This is a genomic window from Streptomyces sp. cg35, from assembly GCF_050410835.1.
Lineage (GTDB): Bacteria > Actinomycetota > Actinomycetes > Streptomycetales > Streptomycetaceae > Streptomyces.
In genome coordinates, this window is record NZ_CP191268.1 from 285,400 (window position 1) to 308,807 (window position 23,408).

Genomic DNA, 23,408 nt, shown 5'->3' on the forward strand with positions numbered 1-23,408 from the left:
TGCCAGAAAGAGAGGAGGATCGTTTCAGGCCAAACGAGTTGCCTCATCGTCGGGCCGAACTATCCGTTTGACAAGGGGTCGAGGGCAGGGAATCCCGCGGCGACGGCGCTTCTTGCTCAGCCGTGCCCCGGCAGCGACGTGCCGGGCTCAGTCCGTGACCGGCTCCCCGGCCAGACGCTCCAGCAGGCCCCTGAGCTCCGCGAGCGCCTCTTCGGTCACCTCGCGCTCCCCGAAGGCCAGTTGGTGCAGGACCAGGCCCTCCAGTGCGGCGAAGACGAGCCGGGACATGCCGCGGCTCACCGGCCGGTCGAGGATGCGGGTCAACTCCCGCGCGCTGGCGCCGAAGTACTCCTCGTAGAGGCTGCGCAGCTGCGACAGCAGTTCGGGGCGACGGCGCGCCTCCAGCAGCAACTCGTACTGGAACGCCTGGAGTTCGGGGCCTGAGTCGACCATGTCGCCGAGTCCCGCCGCGAAGTCGGCCGGCTTGCCCGTGCCGATCTCGAGGGCGCTGCTGCTCAGCGAGGAGCGGATGGCATGGCTGACGGCCTCCTCGATCAGCGCGTCGCGCGAGCCGAAGTGGTGCACGACGAGCCCGTGGGTGACCCCGGCCTCCTGGGCGACGGCCCGGTAGGTGAGGCTGCGCAGACCGCCGCGGGCCACCACGCGGATCGCGGCGTCCAGCAGAGCGAGCCGTCCCGTGCCGTAGTTCGTGACGCGCTTGCGGGATCGGCGCTCACCGGCGGGCTCGACGGGGTCGGTCATGCCGTCGACCCTACCGGCGATCTCGCCGTCAGCGCTGCGGCGGCCTGATGCCACGGAACTCCCAGTCGCCGCCGAGCGCGGTGGACAGCACTTCCTCCGACTCGGTGGGCTGGGCCCCGACGTCGCCGCGGACGGCGGTGGGGCCCGTGACGATGTGGTTGGTGAGGCGTCCCAGGCCCTCGACCTCGACCTCGACGACATCGCCGGGCCGCACCGGCCGGGAGTTGGCGGGGGTGCCGGACAGCAGGACGTCTCCGGGGTACAGCGTGATGGTGCGGGCGATGTCGGCGACGAGGTAGTGCATATCCCACTTCATCTCGTCGGTCGAGCCGTCCTGGACGAGCTCGCCGTTGACGTACGTACGCAGCCGCTTGCCGTGGAAGTCCCAGTCGGTGACCAGGCCGGGGCCCAGCGGGCAGAGGGTGTCGGAGCCCTTGACGCGGAGCATGGATCCGGCGTCGGTGTCGCGGAAGTCGTGCAGTCCGTAGTCGTTGGCGACGGTGTAGCCGGCGATGTACTCCCCCGCGTCGGCCGGGGCGATGTTGCGCGCTGTCCTGCCGATGACGATGGCGACCTCGCCCTCGTAGTTGAGCCACTTGCAGCCTTCGGGGCGGACGACGGCGCCTTGGTGGCTGTTGAGCGCGGAGGTCGGCTTGTGGAAGTAGGTCGGGGTGTCCGGCAGGCCGATCCGGAACTCGTCCACGCGGCTGCGGTGGTTGAGGTGGACGGCGATCACCTTGGAGGGCACCACCGGCGGCAGGTGCCGGGCCTCGTCGGTCTTGACGCGGCGGCCGTCACCGGCGACGAGTTCGTCCCCGTCGACGGTGACCTCGACGGCGGCGCCGTCGAGGAGGATGCGGCGATATTCAGGGCGGGCAGACATGAGCGGGCCTTTCTAGGCGCGGCTGTGGGGAGTGCGGGGTGCGGTGGCGGCGGGGACTCCGGCGCCGGTCCAGCCGTCGGCGGGGCGGTCGAACCAGAGGTGCACCTGGCCGGTGCCGATCGCGTTCTCGTACGCGCCGTACTGGCGGCCCTTGGCGGTGCAGGCCCGTTCGCCGAGGGCGCCCGCCATCATCAGGTAGTGGAAGAACTTCGCCTCGGGCTTGTGCGTCCAGAACTCGTCCATGGTGTCGAGGACCTTGTCGTGGCGGCCCTCCGTGAACCAGTTGATGCGTTCGAGGTCGGCCTCCCGGGCCTCGGCGGTGTAGATGTGCGCCGGGTCGCTGGACTCGTGGTCGCGCAGTTCGCGCAGCGGCCAGAAGGTGTGCGACAGCGCGCCGGAGGCGATGAGGAGGACGCGGCGGCCGGGAGTGGCGGCGATACCGTCGGCCAGCGCGCGGCCCAGTCGCAGGTGGTCCTCCATGTCGCCGGTCTGGCAGACCCCGATGGTCACCCACCGCTTGTCCGCGAGGCCCTCGCCGAGGTACTTCCACAGGTTGATGGTGGCGTAGTAGATCGGCAGGTACGTGTCGTCGATCGCGGTGATCCAGGTGCCGTGCCGGTCGGCGAACTCGGCGATGTTGCGGGCGAGTTCGGGGTCTCCGGGGAAGTCGTAGGGCATGCGGCGCATGCCGCGCGGCAGCTCCTCGGAGGTGAACAGGCCCGCGCGGCGGTCCTGTGCGGTGACGACGAACTCGACGGTCGTCGCCCAATGGGAGTCCAGGACGACCACGGTGTCGTAGTCGTCGCGCTCGAAGACCTCCTTGCGCAGTTCCCGCAGGCCGGTGACGAGGGTGATCTCCTTGCCCTCGTTCAGCTCACGGCGGGTCTTCTCGGGGAGCACGACGGTGGGGACGTGGGCGAGCAGGCCCGCCCCGACGATCTCACCCATGGTCCTTCCATCCCTTCGGGGCGGTGACGGTGTTCTTCAGGTCGCAGTAGAAGTCGAAGCTCCAGATGCCGCCCTCGCGGCCGACGCCCGACTGGCGGGAACCGCCGAAGGGGGCCCGGAGGTCGCGGACGAAGAAGCAGTTGACCCAGACGGTGCCGGCGACGAGCTGAGCGGTGACGCGTTCCGCGCGCTCGGGATCACCGGTGGCGACGGTGGCGGCCAGGCCGAAGCGGGTGTCGTTGGCCAGGCGGACGGCCTCGTCCTCGTCGCCGAAGGTCTGCAGGGTCAGGACCGGGCCGAAGACCTCTTCCTGCACGATCTCGGATTCCTGGGCGACGTCGGTGAGCAGCGTCGGGGCGTAGTACTGGCCCTCGCCCCGGTGGCCGCCGATGACCGCGCGGGCGCCGGCCGCGACCGCCCGCTGCACGAAGCCGTCGATCTTCTCCAGTTGGCGGGGGTGGATGGTGGGGCCGATGTCGGTGGCTTCGTCGCGCGGGTCGCCCTGGTGGAGGAGGGCCGCCTTGTCGGTGAAACGGCGGGTGAACTCCTCGACGATCGGCTCCTCGACGAGGATGCGGGTCGCGGCGAGACAGACCTGGCCCGCGTTGTCGTACTGCTCGACGGCGAGGTCGACAGCCAGGTCGAGGTCGGCGTCGGCGAACACCAACAGTGGTGACTTGCCGCCGAGTTCGAAGCTGACCGGCGTGAGGTGCGGGGCGGCCGAAGCGGCGATGTGCCGGGCCGTGGGCACCGAGCCGGTGAAGCTGATGCGGCGGACGTCCGGGTGCGAGGTCAGCGCGTCGCCGATCTCGGAGCCGTATCCCTGCACGATGTTGAGGACACCGGCGGGCAGTCCGGCCTCGGCCGCGATGTCGGCGAGCAGCGAGGCGGTCAGCGGGGTCCATTCGGCGGGCTTGAGGACCACGGTGTTGCCGGCGGCGAGGGCCGGGGCGACCTTCCACGACTCCATCATCAGGGGCGCGTTCCACGGCGTGATGAGTACGCAGGGGCCCGCCGGGTCCCAGCTGACGTGGTTGGTGTGGCCGCGCGTCTCGAAGTCCTCGTGGTCGAGCTTCAGCAGCCAGTCGGCGAAGAAGCGGAAGTTGTGCGCGACGCGCGGCATGACGCCGCGGCGGTGCGAGCGCAGCAGGGCGCCGTTGTCGGTGGTCTCGACGATGGCGAGTTCTTCGAGGCGCTTCTCGACGCCGTCGGCCACGGCGTGCAGGATGCGGGCGCGCTCGGCGCGCGGGGTGGCGGCCCAGCCGGGGAAGGCGGCCTTGGCGGCGGCAACGGCCGCGGCGGCCTCGGCCGGAGTGCCCCGGGAGATCTCGCCGAGGGCTGTCCCGTCGATGGGCGACGCATCGGTGAACGTGCCGGTGGAGGCGACGCGCCGGCCGCCGATCCAGTGGCGGGTGTCGACGGCGACCCCGGCGACCGTGAGGGTGTGCTCGGTCATCTGGTCAGACTCCTGCTGGTCGGTGGGCGGTCACTCGGCGCCGGACGTGTGGGACTCGAGCAGCCGGCCGCCGTCCCAGACGACGCCGACCTGGCGGTAGTACGCGGCGATCGGCTCGCGGATCTCCAGGCGGGCCAGCTCCTCGGTGGGCGCCTCGAAGAGCTCCAACTCGGCTTCTCCGACCCAGGGTTGGCCGCCCTCGAACGAGGCGGCACCGGACTCGACGAGCTCGTCGAGCGCCAGTCCCTTGCCCTTCTCGATGGACGGCAGCCAGCGGTGGTGGGCCATCGGGTGGGCGTTGACGAACCCGTTGGTACCGGCCGGTTCGCGCAGGGTGACGACGGCCTGGGCGAGGCGCCGGTCGGCCGCGGCGAGGGTGGCACCGAAGCGGGCGCCGGCCTCGATGCGCGGGGCGGGGCCGTGGGGGTGGGGGCGCGTCTGGTGGATGGAGCCGAGCTTCTTCGGGTACCCCTGGTGCAGCCCGCGGGCGATGGCGAAGTCCTTGTCGACCCAGATGTGGACACAGCGGGTGAAGGTCCGGCCCCGGTACTGGCAGCGGACGACCGCGAAGGCCTCCTTGTACTGGGCTCGCACCGGGTCGAGGAGCTCGTGGCCGTCGGCGGAGCAGGACTGCCAGTCGGCCCAGATCAGCGCGACCGCTCCGGGGTCCTCGTCGGCCAACTCCAGCGGCGCGGGCAGCAGTTCGCGGACCCGGGCCGGGTCGGTGCGGTACTCGACGGTCAGCAGATCGCCGGAGTAGCGCCAGGGCGGCGCGGGGATCAGGGACGAGGCGCCCGTCGCCGTCTTGGGGTGGAGGTATCCACGAACCGTGGGGTTTTCAGCCACTTGGGGTTCCTTAGGCGGTGAGGGCGGGCTGCTTGAGAAGTTCGGCGCGGTAGCGGGCGGCGGCCGCCGCGGCGGACCGGCCCCCCAGGGCCACGACGCCGACGAGCCGGCCGTCCTGGTGGTAGCCGACGAGGACGTCGCCGTCGAGATCGCCGTCCAGGACGCGCATGTCGTCCTTGCCGAGGGCGGGGGCACCGAAGGACTGGAGCCGGAAGTCGTGCTGGTCGCTCCAGAAGGTGGGCAGTGGCCCGAACGGCGCGAGGTCCGCCTCGGTGCCGTTCAGGTGGGCGGCGAGCACCTTGGCGGCGTGTTTGGCGGTGTCCGTGGGGATGGACCAGTGCTCGACGCGGCGGGGCACGCCGTCGTAGCGGGCGTTGGGGAAGCGGGCGACGTCGCCGACGGCGAGGACGTCGGGACGTCCGCCGACGCGGAGGTGTGCGTCGGTGAGCACGCCGTCGGTGAGGTCGAGGCCGTTGCCGTCGAGCCATTCGGTGTTGGCGACGGAGCCGACCGATTCGACGACGACGTCCGCGGCGAGGACGGTGCCGTCCGCGAGGAGTACGCCGGTGACGTGGCCGTCGCCTTCGAAGCCCGCCACTGCGGCGCCGAGGGCGAAGCGGATTCCGCGCTGTTCGTGGCGCTCCCGCAGCGCCCGCGCGAGTGGTGCGCCGAGCGGTCCGACCATGGGCAGCGGCAAGGGGTCGATGACGGTGACCTCGGCGGCGCCGAGGTCCAGGGCGGTGGCGGCGACCTCGCAGCCGATGAATCCGGCGCCGACCACGACCACGCGAACGCCCGGACGCAGCAGGGCTGTTCGCAGTTCCTCGGCGTCCTCCAGGGTGCGCACGGTGTGCCGTCCGGCGACGGGTCCGGGACAGCGCAGGCGGCGAGGGCGCATACCGGTGGCGACGACGAGACCGCTGTACGGAATCGCCTCCCCCTCGGAGAGTTCGACGGTTCGGCGGTCGAGATCGGCCCGTACGACGCGGGTGCCCAGGCGCCAGTCGGCGTCGGCCAAGCCGGCGCGGGGCCGGAACGCGAGCGACGCGAAGGGGGCCTTCCCGGCCAGGACCTCCTTGGAGAGGGGCGGACGGTTGTAGGGCATGTGCGGTTCGTCGCCGACAAGGGTGATCGGGCCGCCCCAGCCCGCCGACCGCAGTTGCTCGGCCATGCGCAGACCGGCCATGGAGGCGCCGGCCACCACGATGGGTGCGCTCATGAGGTCAGCCCTCGATCCGGATGGCCTGCAGCGGGCAGACGTCCGCGGCTTCCTCGACCTCGTCGCGCAGCGCGTCGTCCGGGTCCGCGACGCACGCCAGGCGACCGGCGTCGTCGAAACTGAAGACGTCCGGGGCGGCGAAGACGCACTGGCCGTGGTCCTGGCACTTGTTCATGTCGACGACGACCTTCATGGGCCTGTCCTCCTGGGACTGAGGGAGCGTCAGAGAGGGGAGATGGGGCCCGGACCACCAGGGGCCGGGCCCCGGCCAAAGGGGTGCGGTCTCACCGACCCCCAACTCGTTTGGCTTCAAACAACATAGGAAGCGACCGAACCCTGGTCAATAGCTATCCGCATGGATAAATTTCTGCGACGGAACCCTTGCGAGAAGGGGGCGGCATCCATACCGTTTGGCATCAAACAAGTGAGTGGCTCCTGCATCTCCCCGCAGTTCGCAGCCGCCGCACCCCCTCTCCCCCAGCGCCCCGAGCGCTGGGAGGCGCCCCTTTCCCGCAGAGGAGACACCGGTGAGCGCATCCGACACCCCGCCCGTCCGCCAGCACATGGAACGGCTCGCCGCCGAGGGCATCGACGTCGTCCGGGTGACCTATCCCGACCTCATCGGCACCGACCGGGCCCGCGACGTCCTGCTCGACCACCTGCCCGCGGCCTGCGACCACGGACTCGCCTTCTGCCGCGCCGTCTACCACACGAGTCCACAGGGCGACGTGGTCCCGGTCGCCGGCGGCCTCGACGCCGGACTGCCCGACATCTGCGTCCGCCCCGACCTCGACACCCTCACCGCCCTGCCGTGGGAGCCCGGAGTCGCCACCTGTCTCGGCGACGTGACCGACCCCGCGACCGGACTGCCCGCGCCCGAATCCCCGCGCGACCTGCTGCGCGCCGTCGTCGACCGCTGCGCCGAGCACGGCCTGCGCCCGGTCGTGGGACCGGAGCTGGAGTACTTCCTGTGCGACGCCGCGCCGGACACCCCGCGGGGCTGGAGCCGTTACAGCGACGCGGCCGGGGTCGTCTACACCACGGGCCTGCGCGCGGACGGCGACAACCACCTGCTGCGCACCCTGCGCCTGCTGCGCGACCTCGACATCGGCGTCAGCAACGGCAACCACGAGTTCGACGGCTCACAGTTCGAGATCAACCTGACGCACTCGGACGCCCTGGACGCCGCCGACCGCGCCTTCCGTTTCAAGGCGGCCGTCAAGGAACTCGCCCGCAGAGAAGGCAGGTTGGCCACCTTCATGGCCAAGCCCTTCAACGACGCCGGCGGCTCGGGCTTCCACCTCCACCTGTCCTGCGTCGACGACGAGGGCATCAACACCTTCCAGGACCCGTCCGCTCCGCACGGCCTGTCCGCCACGGCCCGGCACGCCGTCGCGGGCGTCCTCGCCCACACCCCCGCCCTCACGGCCCTGGCCAACCCGACGGTCAACTCGTACAAGCGCTTCGGACCGGACACCCTCGCGCCCTGGCTGATCGACTGGGGTCTCGACAACCGCAGCGCCATGGTGCGCGTCCCGCCCGAGCGCGGCTCCGGCTCCCGCCTCGAACTGCGGCTGGGCGACGCCAGTGCCAACCCCTACCTGCTGATCGCCGCCACACTCGCCGCCGCCCTGCTCGGCGTCCTGGCCGGGGAGGAGCCGCCCGCCCCGCTGGAGGGCTACGGCTACGACACCACCAGGTCCGCCCTGCTCCCGACGACACTGCCCGCCGCGCTCGACGCCCTGGAGGCGGACACCGCGCTCACCGAGCTGCTCGGCAAGGACTTCACCGCCTCCTACCTCTCGTACAAGCGCGACGAGGTCGAGCGCTTCCAACGGCACGTCACCGACTGGGAGTTCACCGAGTACGCCTACCACCTCTGAACGCCCCGGCCCGCCGCACCTCCAGGAGACCCCGCCATGACCAGCCCCACCGTCCCCGCCACCCCCACCACCGCCGGCGAGCTGCGCGCCCGCCTCGCCGAGCCGCTTCCGCTGGCCGACGTCGACCTCGCCGACCTGAACAACTTCGCCGACCCGACCACGCCCTGGCGGATGTTCCACACCCTGCGCCACGAGGACCCGGTGCACTGGCAGCCGGAGGACGCCCCCAACTCGGGCTTCTGGGCGGTGACCCGGCACGCCGACATCGCGACCGTGGACCGCGACGCGCAGACGTTCACGTCCACCAGATTCGTCAACCTCGAAGAGGTCGACGAGGACCAGATCAAGAAGCGCGCCTCGATCCTGGAAATGGACGGCGTCCGCCACCGCGCCCTGCGCAGCGTGATCCAGCGCCAGTTCGGCGCGAGCGTCATCAACGGCTACGCGGACTTCCTGCGCGGCCTCACCGCGCAGACCCTGGACGCGGCCCTCCCCAAGGGCACGTTCGACTTCGTCCAGGAGATCTCCGCCGACTTCCCCATCAACGTGCTCGCCCGCCTCCTCGACGTCCCGCCAAAGGACAACCAGCAGCTCATCGACTGGGGCAACCGCATCATCGGCAACACCGACCCGGACTACGCGGATGTCCTGCTGCACAGCGCGGAGAGCGAGAAGTACCGCGACCTGCCGTTCCGCTCCCCCGCGTCCCTCGAAGTCTTCGCGTACGGGCGGGAGCTGGCCCGGCAGCGGCGCGGCAAGGACGGCACCGACATCGTGTCCCGGCTCGTCAACCAGACCCCGCGCGACGGAGTGCCGCTCTCCGCCCAGGACTTCGACAACTACTTCCTGCTCCTGGTCGTCGCCGGCAACGAGACCACCCGCCACACCATGTCCCACGCCATGCTCGCCCTGCTCCAGCACCCCGAGCAGCTGGCCCGGCTCAGGGACGACCCCTCGCTGATCCCGTCCGCGACGGAGGAGTTCCTGCGCTGGGCCTCCCCCGTGTACCACTTCCGCCGGACCGCCACCCGCGACGTGGAACTCGGCGGCAAGCGCATCAAGGAAGGCGACAAGGTCGTCATGTGGTACGCCTCCGGCAACCGCGACGAGGACGTCTTCGACAACCCCTACGATCTCGACGTCGCCCGCGAGAACAACGACCACGTCACCTTCGGCAAGGGCAGCCCCCATCTGTGCCTGGGGAACCTGCTGGCGCGCACCGAGATCCGCATCATGTTCGAGGAGCTCGTCCCGCGTCTGGCCGACATCAAGCTCGCGGGCGACGTCCCACGCGTCCGCTCCAACTTCGTCAACGGCATCAAGAAGCTGCCGGTCGAGGTCACTCTCGCCTGATCGCACGCATGCGGACCAGGGCGGACGGCCGACGCCGGACACCGTCCGCCGCCCCGGCCGCGCGCCCCGACCCCTGCATGTGCCACGGTGCGCCCATGAGCAACGACTACGACCGGATCAGGCTCGGCATCGAGTTCATGACCGCCTACACGACCGACAACGCGATGCTGGCCGCCTACGTCGACGAACGACGCCGGGAAGACCCGGCAGCGGCCGAGCATCTGATGGACGGCACCGCCGCGCTCTGCGCGTACCTGCTGCGCAAACTCGCCAACGACACGGGCACCACCGAGCACACCGTGCTGCAGGAACTCGCGCGCGCGGCGCACCGGAACGAGCAGCGCTCCCAGGAATGAACACCTTCCAGCCGAGCGTCGGGGGCGTCGGCGACGCGTCCGTGAGGGGCATCCAGCTCCGTACGGCCTCCTGGTGCGAGCCGTTCTCCGTGCCCTGGGCGACCGGCTGCCGGGTCAGCCGTTCAGATGAAGAGCCGTGATGCCGGTGAGGACGAAGTCGATCCCCGCGAGGAACTGCTCGCGGTCGTCGTGATCGCGCATCTGGGGCGCGACCGCCCTGGTGAAGGAGTACTCGTCAGGGTCGAGCTCGCCCCACGCCGTCGACGCCGCGGCGAGATACTCGGCGCGGCCGGTGCCCGGGCCGAGAGCGCGGGCGCTGTCGGCGTTCGTGGCGTTCTGACCCGCGGCACCCAGGATGTAGTGGACCAGCGCCGACGTCACCGTGAACCAGGCGGCCTCGGGCACACCGAGCGCGCGGACCTGCCGGCCGACGCCTTCGAAGATCCGCAGGGTCACCGACCCGCCGGGGCTGCGGGAGAGCTGCAGGGCGAGTTGTGTGGCGAGCCACGGATGTTCCTCGGTCGCGGCGAACAGGCCGAGCGCGACGGCGCGGATCCCGTCCCGCGGCGCGTTTGGGGATCGCGCGGGTTCGACAGCCACAGCGGCGGCGACGACGGCGTCCGTGGCGGCGGCGAGCAGTTCGCCCTTGTTCGCCACGTGCCAGTAGATCGCCCCGGGTCCCGTGGACAGACGCTCCGTCAGCGTCCGGAACGTCAGACCGCGCTCACCTTCCGCATCGAGCAGCTCGACGGCGGCTTCGATGATGCGCTCGCGGGACAGCGCGTCCGTGCGCCGCTCCGACTTGCGGGTCTGTGGTGTCATGCCACCATTTTGACACGTCTGGAGTGCTGTTCCAACATATGTTCTGGAGCGACATTCCAGGAAGGGTGGCCGGTCGTCACCGGTCATGAGAGGACGGGCGCGCTTGTGGAACTGACCCTCGTCGCCGTGCTCGGCGTCATCAGCATCGTGGCGGTCGCCGCGTTCTCCGAGCGCCTCGGTCTCGCCGCACCGCTCAGCCTGGTGGTCGTGGGGATCGGCCTGAGCTTCCTGCCGGGGGTCCCGCATCCCGAGGTCGAGCCCGAACTGATCCTCGCCGGGGTGCTGCCCCCACTGCTGTACTCGGCGGCCGTGAACATGCCCGTGGTCGACTTCCGGCGCAACATCCGGCCGATCACCGGTCTCGCGGTGCTGCTCGTCGTGGTGTCGACACTGGGCGCGGGCTGGCTCTTCCACTGGCTGCTGCCGGAGATCGGCTGGCCCGCCGCGTTCGCGCTCGGCGCGGTGATCAGCCCCACCGACGCCGTCGCGGCCACCTCCGTGGGGCGCCGGCTCGGCCTGCCGCACCGGCTGCTCACCGTGCTGGAGGGCGAGGGGCTCGTCAACGACGCGTCCGCGCTCGTCCTGCTGCGCTCCGCCGTCGCGGCGATCGCCGGTTCGGTGTCCCTCTGGGGCATCGTCGGGGAGTTCTTCTACGCGGTGGCCGTCGCCGTGGGGATCGGACTGCTCGTCGGCGTCGTCAACGTCCGGGTGCGCGCGCTGCTCAACGACGCCGTGCTCAATGCCGCGATCTCCTTCGTGGTGCCCTTCCTCGCCTTCCTGCCCGCCGAGGAGTTCGACGCCTCGGGTGTCCTCGCCGTCGTCGTCGCCGGGCTGGTGACGGGCCATCTCAGCCCGCGCCGGCTGCGCGCCCAGGACCGCATCACCGAGGCCACCAACTGGCGCACCGTCGCGTTCCTCCTGGAGAGCGGGATGTTCCTGCTCATGGGCCTCGGCGTGAAGGCGCTCGTCGACGAGGTGCACGACGACGGCATGGGCATCGGACACGCCCTGCTCATCGGCCTGGCCGCCTCGGCGCTGGTGATCGTGGTGCGCATCGTCTTCGTCGCGCCGCTCGTCGCGGGGCTGCGCCGGGAACAGCAGCGGGCCGCGGAGTCCAAGCCGCGTCTGGAGTCCATGCAGGCGGCCCTGCAGGGCGACGAATCCGATCCCGCCATGGAGGAGCGCCTGCGCAATGTGCCCGAGAGGAAGGTGCAGCGGTTCCGGCTCCGGGTCGACAAGGCCTCCGCGGACGTCGAGTTCCGGCTCAACGAAACGCTGGGCTGGCGCGGTGGGGCGGTGCTCGCCTGGGCCGGCATGCGCGGCGCCATCACCGTCGCCGCCGCGCAGACACTCCCGCAGGACACACCCGACCGCGCCCAACTCGTCCTGATCGCCTACGTGGTGGCGACGACGACACTGCTCGCCCAGGGACTGACGCTTCCGGCGGTCATCCGCTGGGTGCGGGTGCCCAAGGAGGATCCGTCCAGGCTGCGCGAGGAGTACGTGCGACTGGTGACGGAGCTCTCGACCACGGCGAACTCAGTCCTGGACGACCCCGCGCTCACGGACCGCGACGGCGCGAAGTTCACGGAGCGGGTCATGGACCAGGTGCGCACGGACGCGAGGACACGCGTCCCCGGCCAGTCCGGCGCCGCCGCCCCGACCCCGGAGCAGCTCGGGGGCCGCGAACAGTACCTGCGGCTGCGGCTGCGCGTCCTGACCGAGCAGTCCGAGCACCTCCAACAGGCCCGGACCAAGGGCGCGTACAGTTCGGCCGCCCTCAACCACGCCCAGACCGTGCTCGACGTGGACATGGCGCGCCTCCAGCAACTGGCGGACGCGGCGGCCGACGACTGACCAACGAGCGGTTGCACAGTCTCCGTTCAGGGGCAGCGGCCCGCCAGGACACAGAATTCGTTTCCCTCCGGATCGGCGAGTGTCACCCAGCTCTCCTCGCCGGTCTGGCCGACATCCACATGTCGGGCGCCCAGGCCGAGCAGGCGACGGACCTCTTCGTCCTGCTCCCTGTCCGCGGCGTTGACGTCGAGGTGGAGCCTGTTCTTGATGGTCTTGCCCTCGGGCACCTGCGCGAAGGTCAGCGCCGGCGGCACGGGGCCGGGGCGGCTCCTGCCCTCCGGCACCAGCGGGGAGCCGATGGTGACAACTCCGTCTTCCCGGCCCTGGACCTCGTAGCCGAGGACCGAGCACCAGAACCGGGCGAGCGCCTCAGGGTCGGCACAGTCGATCGCCAGCTCGGTGAACTTACTGGTCATTTCAGGACCTCCCGGTGAAGTAACGCATCAGCCAAGGGCCGCGGAGCCCCTCGCAGAGTAGACAACCGGCGCGAGCGGGCGGGCCTGCGCCCACAGCTCACCCCGACAGCGACTTTGCGCACAATGTCCGTTTTTGACATTCCTGGAATCCTGTTCCATCATCGAATGGAACGACATTCCAAGGAGTCGGGCTGGAGCCAACCAGGTCGCCTCGAACCTGAAGGAGCCACGATAACCACGCACGTCACGATCATCGGCGCCGGACTCGGCGGCCTCACGCTCGCCCGCGTCCTGCACGTCCACGTCATCACGGCCACCGTCTACGAGGCGGAGTCCTCCCCCGCCGCGCGCTCACAGGGCGGCATGCTCGACATCCACGAGAACAACGGCCAGCGGGCGCTCCGGGCCGCAGGGCTGACGGACGAGTTCCGCGGCATCGTCCTGGAGGGCCGCGAGGCCATGCGCCTCCTCGACCAGAAGGGCGAAGTCCTGCTCGACGAGCCCGACGACGGCAACGGCGCACGCCCCGAAGTGCTGCGCGGCGAGCTCCGGCGGATCCTGCTCGCATCGCTTCCGGACGGCACCGTCAAATGGGGGCACAAGGTCAGCGGAGTCCGCGCCCTCGGCGACGCCCGCTTCGAGGTGAGCTTCGCCGACGGCAGCACCGTCACCACGAGCCTGCTGGTCGGCGCGGACGGCGCATGGTCACGGGTGCGGCCGCTGCTCTCCGACGCCACACCCGGGTACGTCGGAACGTCGTTCGTCGAGACCTACCTGTTCGACGCCGACAACCGGCACCCGGCCACCGCGGAAGCGGTCGGCGACGGGGCGCTGTTCGCGCTCGCGCCGGGCAAGGGCATCCAGGGCCACCGGGAGGCGGACGGGACCCTGCACAGCTACATCACGCTCAACCGGTCGATGGACTGGCTGGCCGGCATCGACTTCACCGATTCCGCCGCCGCTGCCGCGCGGATAGCCGAGGAGTTCGACGGCTGGGCGCCGGAGCTGACCGCGCTGATCACCGACGCGGACAGCGGTCCGATCCTGCGCCCGATCCACTCCCTGCCCCACGGCCACCGGTGGGAGCGTGTGCCCGGGGTGACCCTGCTCGGCGACGCCGCCCACCTGATGGTCCCGTCCGGCGAAGGCGCCAACCTCGCCATGTACGACGGAGCCGAACTGGGCAGGGCCATCGCCGCGCACCCCGACGACATCGAGGCCGCGCTCACCGCGTACGAGCGGGACCTGTTCCCCCGCAGCGACGCGGAGTACACCGACGGCGCGGTCGTCTTCCAGCTCTGCTGCCGCGACGAGAACGCGCCCGAGGGACTGCTCGGCTTCTTCACCGGCCAGACGGCTCCCCGATAAAGCGCCCAAACCCTCCAGGAGTGCTGACGCAAACTGTCATGTGCGGCTTGAGAGTTCACCTTATGAGCGCAGAAGACATCACTCCAGTGGTCCCGTCCGTACACTCAAGAAGTCGTCAGCCAACGACAGATCTGGCCGTCGAAGGCACTATCCACGTCCCCCGCTGCCACTCGCTTCCCAGCGGGTCAGCACACAGACAGGAGCTTCCTGTGTCGGATCCTCAGCCTGGAAACTCGAGCGTCAAGGAACAGTACGCAGCACAGGTCGTCGCCGATCTGGAGCGCAATGCCAAGGAACAGGCGCAGATCGGCTCGCAGTTGGCGGTCCTGCAGGATCAATTGCAGTCGCTACGGGACGACCAGGCAGTTCTGATGGGCGTTCAGCAGGCCCTGGGGCTCGAAAAGAACAAGAGCGGCGGTTCGCTAGCGCGTCCGCGGCGTCGGACCGCCCCGGGCGCGGGCGCCAAAGCCGCCGGGGTGCCGAAGCCCCGGTCCACGCGCAGCGCCAAGAAGCCCGCGCCGCGCGTGAGCAAGGCCGTCCCCGGTGCGCAGCCGACGCTGGTCACTCTCGTGCAGGACTACCTCGCGCAGCAGAAGGAACCGCGCTCGGCATCGGAGGTGGCCGAGGCGCTCGGCACCGCGCACCCCGACCGGGGCATCAAGAAGACGGTCGTACGCACCACCGTCGAAGGTCTGGTGGCCAAGGGACTTGCCCAGCGCAGCAAGCAGGGCGCCTCCGTCTTCTACAGCGCACCGGACCAGGCGCAGTCCCCCGATGCGGGCGCGGAGCAGGAACCCGCGACGAGCTGACCGGGACGGCTCGGCGGACGCGGGCGGCATGGCCGTTCAGGGCCATGCCGCCCGGCAAGGGCGCACCCCCGGCGCCGCACCCGGGCACACCCAAAACGGGTACACGGTCATTACGTGGGATTTCATAGTGAGATGCCATATCCACGCATGAATCGCCGAGCCTTCACCACCTTGCTGTTGGGCTCGGCCATGGGCAGCATCGCCGCCACGACAGGCGGCTGCTCGGCGGGCGGGCCTTCACCCGACGGCACGACGCAGCATGCCATCAAGCGCGCGTACGAGTTCCTCGACCACCGTGTCGACGAGGCCGCGGGCACGCATCAAGGGCTGCCGCGCAGCTACACCGGTGGGTACATGGCACGACACCATTCCACGGTGGCCTTCACGTACGACGTCGCGCTCACGATCATCGCCTACTGCGCTCGGGGCACGAAGGCCGACGTCGCACGGGCGGCCGCGCTCTCCCGCACGCTCGTGGCGCTCCAGGAACAGGACGCCGAGGACGACGGCAGGCTGCGCCAGTCCTACGCCTCGGGACGGCTGCCCACAGGGCGGGAGGTGCCCGAAGCCGCTGCCGCGGACACGTTCACCGGCACACTGGCCTGGGCGGGTCTCGCTCTGCTGCACGCGCACCGGGCCACGGGCACGGCCGCGTTCCGCTCCGGTGCGGTGCGCGCGGCGCAGTGGATCCAGCGCGAGGCCTCCTCGTCGACGGGCACGCCCGGCTACTCCGGTGGCATCAACGCCCAGGGCGACGAGGTGCGGTGGAAGTCCAGCGAGCACAACGCGGACGTCGCGGGATTCTTCCGGGCGCTGGCGGGCACCGTGGACGACGACACGTGGGGCAGCCGAGCGGACACCGCCGTGGCGTTCCTCGACGCGATGTGGGACGGCGAACAAGGCGCGTTCTGGACCGGCACCGGTACGGACGGCACCACGGTGAACCGCACACCGGTGCCGGAGGACCCCCAGACCTGGTCGTATCTGGCCACCAGGAACAGTCGGCACGCGGCGTCCCTGGACTGGGCCCGCAAGCATCTCGCGGCCGAGGACGGCGGGTTCGTCGGGGTGTCGGTCAGCGACGCCGACACGTCCAAGGTGTGGTTCGAGGGCACGGCCCACCTGGTGTGCGCGCTGCGGGTCCGAAACGGGGACCGCGACGGCGAGCAGGCCGACCGGCTGCTCACCTCCTTGCGCTCCGCGCAGGCCCATGCGCCCCACGCGGACGCGTACGGCCTGGTCGCGGCCTCGTCCGACGGACTGGACACCGGCGACGGCGACCGGCTCTACGCCAGTCTGCACACGGGCACGACGGCCTGGTTCGCGCTGGCGGCGCGCCGGGCCAATCCGTTCGTCCTGCAGTGAAAGCGCACCGCAGGAATCAGAGCAGCCACTGCCAGCGGGCCACGAGCAGAGCCGCGATGACGAGCAGCACGACGAGCTCCAGCCAGAACAGCCGCCGGTCGCTGCGCCGGTCCTGACGGGTGAGTTCCTGTGCGCGCCGCTCGAGCCACTGCGGGTCCGGGCCGTCGTCTTCTGTCGTCATCGGGCGCCGACCTTTCCGGTCTTCTCGGTCTTGTCCCATGTCATCTGCTTGTTGCGGAGCTCCTGGAAGAACGAGGCGACCAGGCAGGCGGCGAGCAGCGAACCGTATCCGGCGAGGTGCAGCAGGGGTGGTGCGAGGCGGCGCAGCCGCGTTCCGGACAGGAGTTTGGCCATCCAGGCGATCGGCATGGACAGCGCGAGCCACGCGTAGACGGCGATCATCACGGGGTGGGTCTCGCCGTTCCCGGTGATCAGCCCCGCCCGCTCCAGCAGGGGGACGAAGACGCCGGGCAGCGCGGTGACGACGAGGATGCCGGTGGCGACGACGCCGGGATAGATCAGTGCCTCGCACCAGCTGCGGCGGAAGGTCCCCGGGTCGATCACGGCGGCGAGCAGAGTGATCAGCAGGTAGCAGATCAGGTTCGTCACCCACAGCAGATGGAACAGGGTCCAGGCCCGGTCGTGGTCGGTGAAGTAGAGGAACAGCAGCGAAGCCGAGCACGCCACCAGCAGCACGGGGGTGGCCAGGAGCGAGTACCAGATGAGTCCGAAGAGGTACGAGCCGAGCCGGTGCCGCTCGCCGGGGGCGGTGCGGCCGCGGAACCAGATGTGCCGGTAGCGCCGGGTGACCTGCAGGTTGCCGCGCGCCCAGCGCAGCCGCTGCTTCCACAGTCCGGTCAGGTCGGCGGGTTCCTCGGCGAGCACGGTGGCGAAGCCGTCGAAGACGACCCGGCGGCCGGCGAGCTGGGTCTCGAAGGTGGTGACCGTGTCCTCGGCGAGCGTGCTGGTGTCGATGCGTCCGCCGATCGCCGCCAGATTGGCCCTGCTGTGCAGTTGCGCGCCGCCGGCCAGACAGGCGACGACGCCGAGCACGTTCTGGGCGCGGCGGGCGGCGGCCTGGGCGGTGATGTATTCGTAGGCGATGTAGCGGGTCAGGTAGTTGCCGTGTTTCCCGCTGCCTTCCTTGATGTACGCGGTCACGGCACCCACCTCGGGGTCGGCGAGGTGTCGGGTCATCCGCACCAGCGCGTCCCGGTCGAAGACGACGTCTGCGTCCATGATCAGGACGGCCTCGGCCCAGTCGTCGCGCAGTACGTGGTCGAGGCCGTGGTTGAGGGTGTGGGCCTTGCCCTGTCCGCCGTTCTCGCGCCGCAGGTGCACGACGCTGCCAGGGTGGCGGCGCGCGAGGCGCTGGACGACCTCGGGGGTGTCGTCGGTGCTGGCGTCGTCGATGACGAAGACGCGAAGCCGGTCGGAGGGGTAGTGGAGGGCGAGCAGTCCTTCGACGGACGCGGTCAGGACGGGGGCTTCGTTCCAGGCGGGAATGAGGACGGCGGTGCGGGGCAGGTGCAGGTGCTCGTGGTCGTCGTAGAGGTGCCGGAAGCGTTGCAGTCCGATGAGCAGGAACTGGATGACGGCGGTCACCAGCGGCACCGCGCCGAGGAAGACGATCACCTCGGCGACGGTGTGCAGGATCTCGTTCAGGGTGTGCACCGCGCCTCCGTCTCGGCCAGCGCCCGGGCCACCCAGGGGAAGACGCCGACGGCGTCCGCGCGGTGCGCGTCGCTGCCCGCGGCGAGGCGTACGCCCGCGCCGGACAGCAGGGCGGCGGTGCGCGGGGCGGGGCACTGCCACTTCTCGTTGAGTTCGACGGTGACGCCGTGGTCCCGGCAGGCGCGGGCCAGCGGGGCGAGCAGTGGGGCGTCGACCTCCGCCTCGTCGAGTCCGGCCTTGGGCAGCACGCTGAACAGGTGCGCCAGGTGGGCGGTGCGGCCCGCCGGGATCCGGCCGATCGCCCGCGCCGTGGCCCGCACCAGGAGTGCGAGTGCCTCGGTGCGGGACATCGTCCCCGCGTCCAGCCGGTCCCGTACCGCCTCGGGGTGGGCGGGGCCGTCCGGCAGCGGGAAGCGGTGGTCGGCGAGGGCGATGTGGTCGATCCCGGTGATGTCGTCGGGCAGGTCGATGCGCCCCTCGGTGTCCCTGATCTTCGCCTCGACACCGCACACCAGGCGCACCGGTGTGGTGGCCCGGGCGTCGCGCACGGCGGTCACGTACCGCGGCAGATAGGTGGTGTCGGCGCGCACGTGGTCGGTGAGGACCAGGGTGTGCAGGCCCGCCTTCTCGGCCGCGGCGACGACCTGGTCGAGCGGGTCGCGGCCGTCGGAGAAGTCGGTGTGCGTGTGCAGGTCCGTGCGGAGGAGGGGATGTGTCCGGCCGCTCATGCCGGGCCTCCCGGGCCGTTCCCGGGGCCCACCTCCCGTGTGTCGCCCATGTCGCCCAGTTCGCGGGGGTGCAGGACGACGTCCTGCCAGTGGCGTACGACGGCGGCCTCGCGGTGTTCGACGCGGTCCGGCAGTACGGCGCCGAGGAGTCCGGCCACCGCCCAGCCGGGCATGTCCACCCCGGCGGCGACGGTGAGGGAGAGTCCGCCCGGCGGGCGCGGGTTCACCTCCAGGAGGGCGGGCTTGCCGTCCCGGTCCTCGCGCACCTGGACGTTGAGGATGCCGCGCAGGCCGAGCGTGCGCACCGTGTCCTCGGCGAGCGCGGACAGTTCGGGGGCGTGCAGGATGCGGCCGGCGACCACGATCCCGGAGTCGGTCTTGTCACGGGCCCGGGGCACCGCGGCCACGACCCGGCCCGCGGCGTCGGTGAGGACGTCGACGGAGTACTCGGTGCCCGGCAGCATCTCCTGGAGGAGGTACGAGCCGTCCTGCGGCAGCCGGGCGAGACCGGCCGGGTCCTCGACGGTCGTCACCCCGCGGGAACCGGAACCGGTGCGGGGTTTGGCGATGGCGGGGAAGCCGCCCGCGAAGTCGTCACCGACGCCCGTGTCGTCCGTCGGTCCGACGAGACGGGTGAACGGCTGGCGCACCGCCCCCTCGCACGCCTGCGCGAGGCGCCACTTGTCCAGGCAGGTCTCCAGTGCTGCGACGGACGGCACCAGGACACGCACTCCCGCTTCCGTGAAGGCGTCGGCGGCGCGGGACAGCGCCACCAGTTCCGCGTCCACCGTGGGGACGAGTACGTCGACGGCGTACCTGCGGCACAGCACGAGCACGGCCTCGGCGAAGCGCGGGTCGTCGCCGGGCGGCAGCAGCAGGCGGTAGGCGCGCGGCACCAGGTACAGCCCCGCCCCGTTGGGGTCGATGTCCGCCGCATAGCACTCGGCGGCGCCCTCCAGAGCCCGCAGGAAGCAGACGCCCGACGGTCCGCCCGCGCCCGTGACGAGCACCCGCGGCGGACGGCCGAGGGGGGCGGCGAGGTCGGGGCCCGCCGCCGGGCCGGTCCCGCGCCGCTCAGACATGGTCGGCCGGGAAGAAACCGAGCGGTGTGGTGTCACGGACGACCTCCAGGGGTTCGGCGTAGCGGGACTGGGAGAAGCGGCCCCAGTAGCGGGCGGTGGAGCGCAGCAGCTCCTCGTCCAGGTACCAGCGGCTCGCGGCCTGGGAGTGGTGCGCGTTGATCGCGGAGAGCTTCGCCTCCACGTCGCTCTCCCGCAGTCCGATGAAGCGGTTGGGCTGGTAGGAGACGGTGGCCGACGGCGACTGGTAGCAGGCCACGCGGGGCACGCGACGGCAGGCGACCAGCGCCGCGCGGTGCACGGCCCGGTGATCCTGGTGGGTGTCGCTCCCGGAGTGGACGAGCACCACGTCGGGCCGGGCCTCGGCCACGGTGCGCTCGATGGTCCTGATGGTGCTGCTGTTGTCGGCGATGGAACCGTCGGGCAGGTCCTCCAGCACCAGCCGCGCACGCATGACCTCGGCGGCCCGATGGGCCTCCGTGCCGCGCTGGCCGGAGTCGCCGCCGCCGGCGCCCCGCGACAGCGTCAGGATGGTGACGTCCCAGCCCTCGTCGACCCGCCGGTGGATGGTCCCGCCGACGCCGATCTCGACGTCGTCCGGGTGGGCGCCGATCACCAGCATGTTCACGCGCTCCTCCGGCACCCCCACACCGCCGAGCGCGTCGTGCCGGCTGTGCAGCACGCGGGTCACGGCCGCGGCAAGGCCGCCCGGATCGCCTCGTTCGACCATGTCGGCGGCCCGGCCGCGCAGGGCGGCGAGGGCGCGGCGGGTGCTCGGCGCGTCGTCCGTGACGACGATCGGCACGCGCGGGCTCTGCTCGTGCCACTGCTGCAGGAACCCGGTCAGGGCGCCGTCGCCCCCTGTGAGCGCGGTGTCCCACACGGCGGCGTCCCAGGCCTGCCCGGGGGACGGTGGTCTGCGCCCGGCGGCGAGGAACGCGTCGCTCGATCCGACGATGTGCACGAGAGTCGCGCCGGAAGCGCGCAGCACCTCGGCGGCGGCCGATGCCACACGCTCGTCGCGATCACCCACCAGAACCCGCGCGCCGGACAAGAGGGGCTGGCTGTCATGGGGGGAGGAGCGCCGCACGTCGGCCGCCGCAATCGACTTATCGCTTATTTCGGGCATAAAGCCCACCGTAACGCGCCCTGGGTCACGTCGGGCGGTCGCCGAAAGTCCCTTCCCGCCCAGCCGCAAGGGGGCAGAAGCCCTGTGTCATCAGGGCACTTGGACCCGATTGATCCCCTACACGTCGGGCACGATCTCTACTGGTCTCTCCTCGATGCGTCGGCACGTCCTGCTCCTCGCCCGGGTCCGGCTCGCCGCGTCGACGAACGACCGCCGCCGACCGCCCGGACCACCGCCACCTGGCGTACGCCCACTGGCCGTGCGGCCGCTCGGCGCGAAGGCTGTTCGACACCGTCCGCCCTCGCACAGGAGGCCCGAACCGCGCATGGACGACCTCACCCCGGTCCCCGACGCGCGCTCCCACCTGGAACTGCAGGCGATCCGACAACTCCTGCAGGCCCAGCGCCGACGCATCCGCTCGTACGCCGAGCGCCACCGGGCCGCGCCACCGGCACCGGCTCCCGCCCCGAACCGGACGCCTGCGCCGCCGTCCCCCTCGGGCCAGGAAGTCCTGGACGCTCTCACCCTGCCTGCCCTGCTGGTGACCCCGGTGCTCGGCGACGACGGCGAGATGCGGGACGCGCACTACGCGGCCGAGAACGCGGCCGCCCGCGCCTACGCAGCCGACCGCTTCCCCGAGGAAGGCGTCCGTCGCTGGACCGGCCCCACATCCCTGTACGAGCACTTCCCGGCGCTCCTGGACACCCCAGTGCCCGGCATGTTCGCCCGGGCCTTCCACGACCGCGCCGCACAGGGTCCCACGATGATCGAATGGGTCATGAGCAGCCCCGCGGGGCCCGTCCGCATCAACGACCAGGTGCGCGTCGCACCCTGCGGTGAGCATCTGCTCCTCACCTGGGAGCGCGGGCACCGCCTGCACATGGCAGCCGCCGCACAGCACCTGATGCGTACGTGCTGGGCCGAGTGGAATCTCGGCGACGACGGGGTCGAGCCGTCCCGCGGATTCCGCCAGGTGCTCGGCCTGCCCCGCAAGGCCGCCGTGCCCACCCTGTCCGATCTCGCCTCCACCGTCACCGCGGAGAGCCTGCCCGACCTCTACCAGACGCTGTACGACGTCATCCTCCGCAAACGTACGGCCCGCTGCGAGCTGCGTCTGCGCGGCGTCGCGGGCCGGGTGATCCGGATGACGGCCGAGCCGGTGCGGATCGCGCCCGGCAGCCTGGTCTGGGCGCTGCGCGGTGTGCTGACCGACGTGACCGCCGACCGCCACCACCGGGAGACCGCCGCGTGCGCCGAAGGCGAGGCCCGCAGGCAGCGCGAGCGCGCCGAGGCCGTCGTCGACGTCGCCGACGCCCTGCGCGAGGCGGTGCTCCCCCACTTCCAGGACGAGCTGGCCGCCTACGGACTGCAGGCGGCCGCCGTGTACCGGCCCGACGAGCGGGAGGCCGGTGTCGGCGGCGACTGGTACAAGGCCCGCCGGCTGCCCGGCGGCCGGCTGCTCGTCGCCCTGGGCGACGCTCGCGGCCACGGCCTGGCCGCGGTCACCCTCATGGCGAAGCTGCGCTACGCCCTCGCGGGCCTCGCCTACACCGAGGAGCGGGTCGAGCAACTGACGCGCTGGCTCAACGAGTTGGCCTGCGCCGAAGGAATCGAATCCACCGCGACCGCGATCATCGCCCGCTACCACCCGGAACGGGCCCTGCTGCGCTGGACCTGCGCCGGCCATCCGCGCCCCGTCCTCGTACGCGACGGACGGGCCGGCCAGCTACCCGCTCCCGAGGGCGGCCCGGGACTCCCCCTGGGCGTCCTGCCCGACACGGCCTACATCGCCGCCGAGACGGTTCTGCGCGTCGGCGACCTCGTGCTGCTGTACTCGGACGGGCTCACCGAACGCCGCGCCAGCGACCCCGACCAGGACACCCGGCGCTTCCTCGACGCGGCGGAGCACTGCCACCGCACCGCTCCCCCGGGCCCCGGCCACGACGCGCTGCAGGACTACGCCGAACGCATCGTCGCCCGCTTGGACGGCCTCCACCGCACCGACGACGCGACCCTCCTCGTACTGCGCCGGACCGAGGTACCGGGCTGACAATCCGGCTACGGCGCGAGAGGGAGCGCCGCTACTGATCCGCGGGGTCGACGGAATCGACGGCCTCGCGGATGTCCTTGTGCTCCTCCAGGTGGTCGGAGGTTCCGGTGACCTCGAACAACCGCCGTGCCTGCTCCGGGACTTGAGTCAGCATCACCCGGCGTTCCGCTCTCACCCGCAGGAGATGGTTCAGCAGCGACGAGTCACAGAACGTCAGCGCGGCCATGTCGAAGACCAGTGGCCCCGGGTGGGCACGCAGCGCGTGGGCCGTGGCCTCGGCGATGTCGTTCAGGTTCGAGTAGTCGAAGTCGCCGACCAGTTCGATCACCCACACCGGGCCGTGCCGATGGGACGCTCTGATCCCCGCCCAGTGCTCCGTCGGATCCACTCGACTCTCTCCCCACG

At 71.4% G+C, this 23,408-nt stretch carries 23 protein-coding genes; 8 read left to right on the plus strand and 15 right to left on the minus strand.

The window, feature by feature from the left end; all coding sequences use genetic code 11:
- Positions 1-147: 147 nt before the first annotated feature.
- Genes ACQUQD_RS01470 through ACQUQD_RS01500 form a run of 7 tightly spaced genes read right to left on the minus strand, consistent with a single transcriptional unit; the run spans position 148 to position 6,307 of the window.
- Complete coding sequence (locus tag ACQUQD_RS01470) at positions 148-762, minus strand: TetR/AcrR family transcriptional regulator (RefSeq protein ID WP_428950046.1); 615 nt, start codon at positions 760-762, stop codon at positions 148-150.
- 28 nt (positions 763-790) lie between these two features.
- Positions 791-1,645 carry a fumarylacetoacetate hydrolase family protein gene (locus tag ACQUQD_RS01475; protein ID WP_428950047.1) on the minus strand — a complete coding sequence of 285 codons (855 nt, stop codon included), beginning with the start codon at positions 1,643-1,645 and terminating at the stop codon, positions 791-793.
- Positions 1,646-1,657: 12 nt separating this feature from the next.
- Positions 1,658-2,593, minus strand: coding sequence for a 3,4-dihydroxyphenylacetate 2,3-dioxygenase (locus ACQUQD_RS01480; RefSeq protein ID WP_428950048.1), 936 nt, complete (start codon positions 2,591-2,593; stop codon positions 1,658-1,660).
- Positions 2,586-4,049 carry an aldehyde dehydrogenase gene (locus ACQUQD_RS01485; RefSeq protein ID WP_428950049.1) on the minus strand — a complete coding sequence of 488 codons (1,464 nt, stop codon included), beginning with the start codon at positions 4,047-4,049 and terminating at the stop codon, positions 2,586-2,588. Before ACQUQD_RS01485 ends, ACQUQD_RS01480 begins: the two co-directional genes overlap by 8 nt.
- A gap of 30 nt (positions 4,050-4,079) precedes the next feature.
- Entirely contained in the window at positions 4,080-4,895 is an 816-nt protein-coding gene (locus ACQUQD_RS01490; RefSeq protein WP_428950050.1) for an acetoacetate decarboxylase family protein, read from the minus strand.
- A gap of 10 nt (positions 4,896-4,905) precedes the next feature.
- A complete protein-coding gene (locus tag ACQUQD_RS01495) occupies positions 4,906-6,114 on the minus strand; it encodes an NAD(P)/FAD-dependent oxidoreductase (protein ID WP_428950051.1) in 1,209 nt (402 codons plus the stop codon).
- A 4-nt stretch (positions 6,115-6,118) separates the two neighbouring features.
- Positions 6,119-6,307 (minus strand): ferredoxin, encoded by a 189-nt coding sequence (locus tag ACQUQD_RS01500; protein WP_428950052.1) that lies wholly within the window; start codon positions 6,305-6,307, stop codon positions 6,119-6,121.
- A gap of 334 nt (positions 6,308-6,641) precedes the next feature.
- Between ACQUQD_RS01500 and ACQUQD_RS01505 the strand changes: the two genes are divergently transcribed.
- The 3 genes from ACQUQD_RS01505 to ACQUQD_RS01515 all read left to right on the plus strand — a co-directional run bounded on the left by ACQUQD_RS01505 (position 6,642) and on the right by ACQUQD_RS01515 (position 9,706).
- On the plus strand, positions 6,642-7,997 hold the full coding sequence (locus ACQUQD_RS01505) for a glutamine synthetase family protein (RefSeq protein ID WP_428950053.1): 1,356 nt from the start codon (positions 6,642-6,644) through the stop codon (positions 7,995-7,997).
- A gap of 36 nt (positions 7,998-8,033) precedes the next feature.
- On the plus strand, positions 8,034-9,350 hold the full coding sequence (locus ACQUQD_RS01510; RefSeq protein WP_428950054.1) for a cytochrome P450: 1,317 nt from the start codon (positions 8,034-8,036) through the stop codon (positions 9,348-9,350).
- Between the two features lie 95 nt (positions 9,351-9,445).
- Positions 9,446-9,706: a hypothetical protein gene (locus ACQUQD_RS01515; protein WP_428950055.1), complete on the plus strand. Its 261-nt coding sequence runs from the start codon at positions 9,446-9,448 to the stop codon at positions 9,704-9,706.
- 114 nt (positions 9,707-9,820) lie between these two features.
- Here the strand turns inward: ACQUQD_RS01515 and ACQUQD_RS01520 are convergent, their stop codons facing one another.
- The gene (locus ACQUQD_RS01520; protein ID WP_428950056.1) at positions 9,821-10,528 is read right to left on the minus strand and encodes a TetR/AcrR family transcriptional regulator; all 708 of its coding nucleotides are present in this window, start codon (positions 10,526-10,528) and stop codon (positions 9,821-9,823) included.
- A gap of 105 nt (positions 10,529-10,633) precedes the next feature.
- On the opposite strand from ACQUQD_RS01520, the gene ACQUQD_RS01525 reads away from it, so the two are divergent.
- Positions 10,634-12,385, plus strand: coding sequence for a cation:proton antiporter (locus tag ACQUQD_RS01525; RefSeq protein WP_428950057.1), 1,752 nt, complete (start codon positions 10,634-10,636; stop codon positions 12,383-12,385).
- Between the two features lie 26 nt (positions 12,386-12,411).
- Here the strand turns inward: ACQUQD_RS01525 and ACQUQD_RS01530 are convergent, their stop codons facing one another.
- The gene (locus tag ACQUQD_RS01530) at positions 12,412-12,801 is read right to left on the minus strand and encodes a VOC family protein (RefSeq protein WP_428950058.1); all 390 of its coding nucleotides are present in this window, start codon (positions 12,799-12,801) and stop codon (positions 12,412-12,414) included.
- 231 nt (positions 12,802-13,032) lie between these two features.
- On the opposite strand from ACQUQD_RS01530, the gene ACQUQD_RS01535 reads away from it, so the two are divergent.
- The 3 genes from ACQUQD_RS01535 (at position 13,033) to ACQUQD_RS01545 (ending at position 16,343) form a co-directional block, all read left to right on the plus strand.
- Positions 13,033-14,169, plus strand: coding sequence for an FAD-dependent oxidoreductase (locus ACQUQD_RS01535; protein ID WP_428957421.1), 1,137 nt, complete (start codon positions 13,033-13,035; stop codon positions 14,167-14,169).
- Positions 14,170-14,378: 209 nt separating this feature from the next.
- A complete protein-coding gene (locus ACQUQD_RS01540) occupies positions 14,379-14,978 on the plus strand; it encodes a hypothetical protein (RefSeq protein ID WP_428950059.1) in 600 nt (199 codons plus the stop codon).
- A gap of 147 nt (positions 14,979-15,125) precedes the next feature.
- Positions 15,126-16,343, plus strand: a complete 1,218-nt coding sequence (locus tag ACQUQD_RS01545; protein WP_428950060.1) for a hypothetical protein — start codon at positions 15,126-15,128, stop codon at positions 16,341-16,343.
- A gap of 16 nt (positions 16,344-16,359) precedes the next feature.
- On the opposite strand, the gene ACQUQD_RS01550 is transcribed toward ACQUQD_RS01545, so the two are convergent.
- The 5 genes from ACQUQD_RS01550 to ACQUQD_RS01570 are packed head-to-tail and all read right to left on the minus strand — an operon-like array spanning position 16,360 to position 20,836.
- Complete coding sequence (locus ACQUQD_RS01550; RefSeq protein ID WP_428950061.1) at positions 16,360-16,524, minus strand: hypothetical protein; 165 nt, start codon at positions 16,522-16,524, stop codon at positions 16,360-16,362.
- Entirely contained in the window at positions 16,521-18,017 is a 1,497-nt protein-coding gene (locus ACQUQD_RS01555; protein ID WP_428950062.1) for a glycosyltransferase, read from the minus strand. Before ACQUQD_RS01555 ends, ACQUQD_RS01550 begins: the two co-directional genes overlap by 4 nt.
- Positions 18,005-18,745, minus strand: a complete 741-nt coding sequence (locus tag ACQUQD_RS01560) for a PHP domain-containing protein (RefSeq protein WP_428950063.1) — start codon at positions 18,743-18,745, stop codon at positions 18,005-18,007. Before ACQUQD_RS01560 ends, ACQUQD_RS01555 begins: the two co-directional genes overlap by 13 nt.
- Positions 18,742-19,827 (minus strand): ATP-grasp domain-containing protein, encoded by a 1,086-nt coding sequence (locus ACQUQD_RS01565; protein ID WP_428950064.1) that lies wholly within the window; start codon positions 19,825-19,827, stop codon positions 18,742-18,744. The genes ACQUQD_RS01560 and ACQUQD_RS01565 overlap by 4 nt, the downstream gene beginning before the upstream one ends.
- Positions 19,820-20,836 carry a PIG-L deacetylase family protein gene (locus ACQUQD_RS01570; RefSeq protein ID WP_428950065.1) on the minus strand — a complete coding sequence of 339 codons (1,017 nt, stop codon included), beginning with the start codon at positions 20,834-20,836 and terminating at the stop codon, positions 19,820-19,822. Before ACQUQD_RS01570 ends, ACQUQD_RS01565 begins: the two co-directional genes overlap by 8 nt.
- 442 nt (positions 20,837-21,278) lie before the next feature.
- Between ACQUQD_RS01570 and ACQUQD_RS01575 the strand changes: the two genes are divergently transcribed.
- A complete protein-coding gene (locus ACQUQD_RS01575; protein WP_428950066.1) occupies positions 21,279-23,003 on the plus strand; it encodes a PP2C family protein-serine/threonine phosphatase in 1,725 nt (574 codons plus the stop codon).
- Between the two features lie 31 nt (positions 23,004-23,034).
- Here the strand turns inward: ACQUQD_RS01575 and ACQUQD_RS01580 are convergent, their stop codons facing one another.
- Positions 23,035-23,391 carry an STAS domain-containing protein gene (locus ACQUQD_RS01580; RefSeq protein ID WP_428950067.1) on the minus strand — a complete coding sequence of 119 codons (357 nt, stop codon included), beginning with the start codon at positions 23,389-23,391 and terminating at the stop codon, positions 23,035-23,037.
- Positions 23,392-23,408 lie beyond the last annotated feature (17 nt).

What these genes read in the sequence shown, in the direction of transcription:
- ACQUQD_RS01470 (WP_428950046.1), bottom strand. Translation starts at nt 762, where the DNA reads ATGACCGACCCCGTCGAGCCCGCCGGTGAGCGCCGATCCCGCAAGCGC.
- ACQUQD_RS01475 (WP_428950047.1), bottom strand. Translation starts at nt 1,645, where the DNA reads ATGTCTGCCCGCCCTGAATATCGCCGCATCCTCCTCGACGGCGCCGCC.
- ACQUQD_RS01480 (WP_428950048.1), bottom strand. Translation starts at nt 2,593, where the DNA reads ATGGGTGAGATCGTCGGGGCGGGCCTGCTCGCCCACGTCCCCACCGTC.
- ACQUQD_RS01485 (WP_428950049.1), bottom strand. Translation starts at nt 4,049, where the DNA reads ATGACCGAGCACACCCTCACGGTCGCCGGGGTCGCCGTCGACACCCGC.
- ACQUQD_RS01495 (WP_428950051.1), bottom strand. Translation starts at nt 6,114, where the DNA reads ATGAGCGCACCCATCGTGGTGGCCGGCGCCTCCATGGCCGGTCTGCGC.
- ACQUQD_RS01500 (WP_428950052.1), bottom strand. Translation starts at nt 6,307, where the DNA reads ATGAAGGTCGTCGTCGACATGAACAAGTGCCAGGACCACGGCCAGTGC.
- ACQUQD_RS01510 (WP_428950054.1), top strand. Translation starts at nt 8,034, where the DNA reads ATGACCAGCCCCACCGTCCCCGCCACCCCCACCACCGCCGGCGAGCTG.
- ACQUQD_RS01515 (WP_428950055.1), top strand. Translation starts at nt 9,446, where the DNA reads ATGAGCAACGACTACGACCGGATCAGGCTCGGCATCGAGTTCATGACC.
- ACQUQD_RS01520 (WP_428950056.1), bottom strand. Translation starts at nt 10,528, where the DNA reads ATGACACCACAGACCCGCAAGTCGGAGCGGCGCACGGACGCGCTGTCC.
- ACQUQD_RS01530 (WP_428950058.1), bottom strand. Translation starts at nt 12,801, where the DNA reads ATGACCAGTAAGTTCACCGAGCTGGCGATCGACTGTGCCGACCCTGAG.
- ACQUQD_RS01545 (WP_428950060.1), top strand. Translation starts at nt 15,126, where the DNA reads ATGAATCGCCGAGCCTTCACCACCTTGCTGTTGGGCTCGGCCATGGGC.
- ACQUQD_RS01550 (WP_428950061.1), bottom strand. Translation starts at nt 16,524, where the DNA reads ATGACGACAGAAGACGACGGCCCGGACCCGCAGTGGCTCGAGCGGCGC.
- ACQUQD_RS01560 (WP_428950063.1), bottom strand. Translation starts at nt 18,745, where the DNA reads ATGAGCGGCCGGACACATCCCCTCCTCCGCACGGACCTGCACACGCAC.
- ACQUQD_RS01565 (WP_428950064.1), bottom strand. Translation starts at nt 19,827, where the DNA reads ATGTCTGAGCGGCGCGGGACCGGCCCGGCGGCGGGCCCCGACCTCGCC.
- ACQUQD_RS01575 (WP_428950066.1), top strand. Translation starts at nt 21,279, where the DNA reads ATGGACGACCTCACCCCGGTCCCCGACGCGCGCTCCCACCTGGAACTG.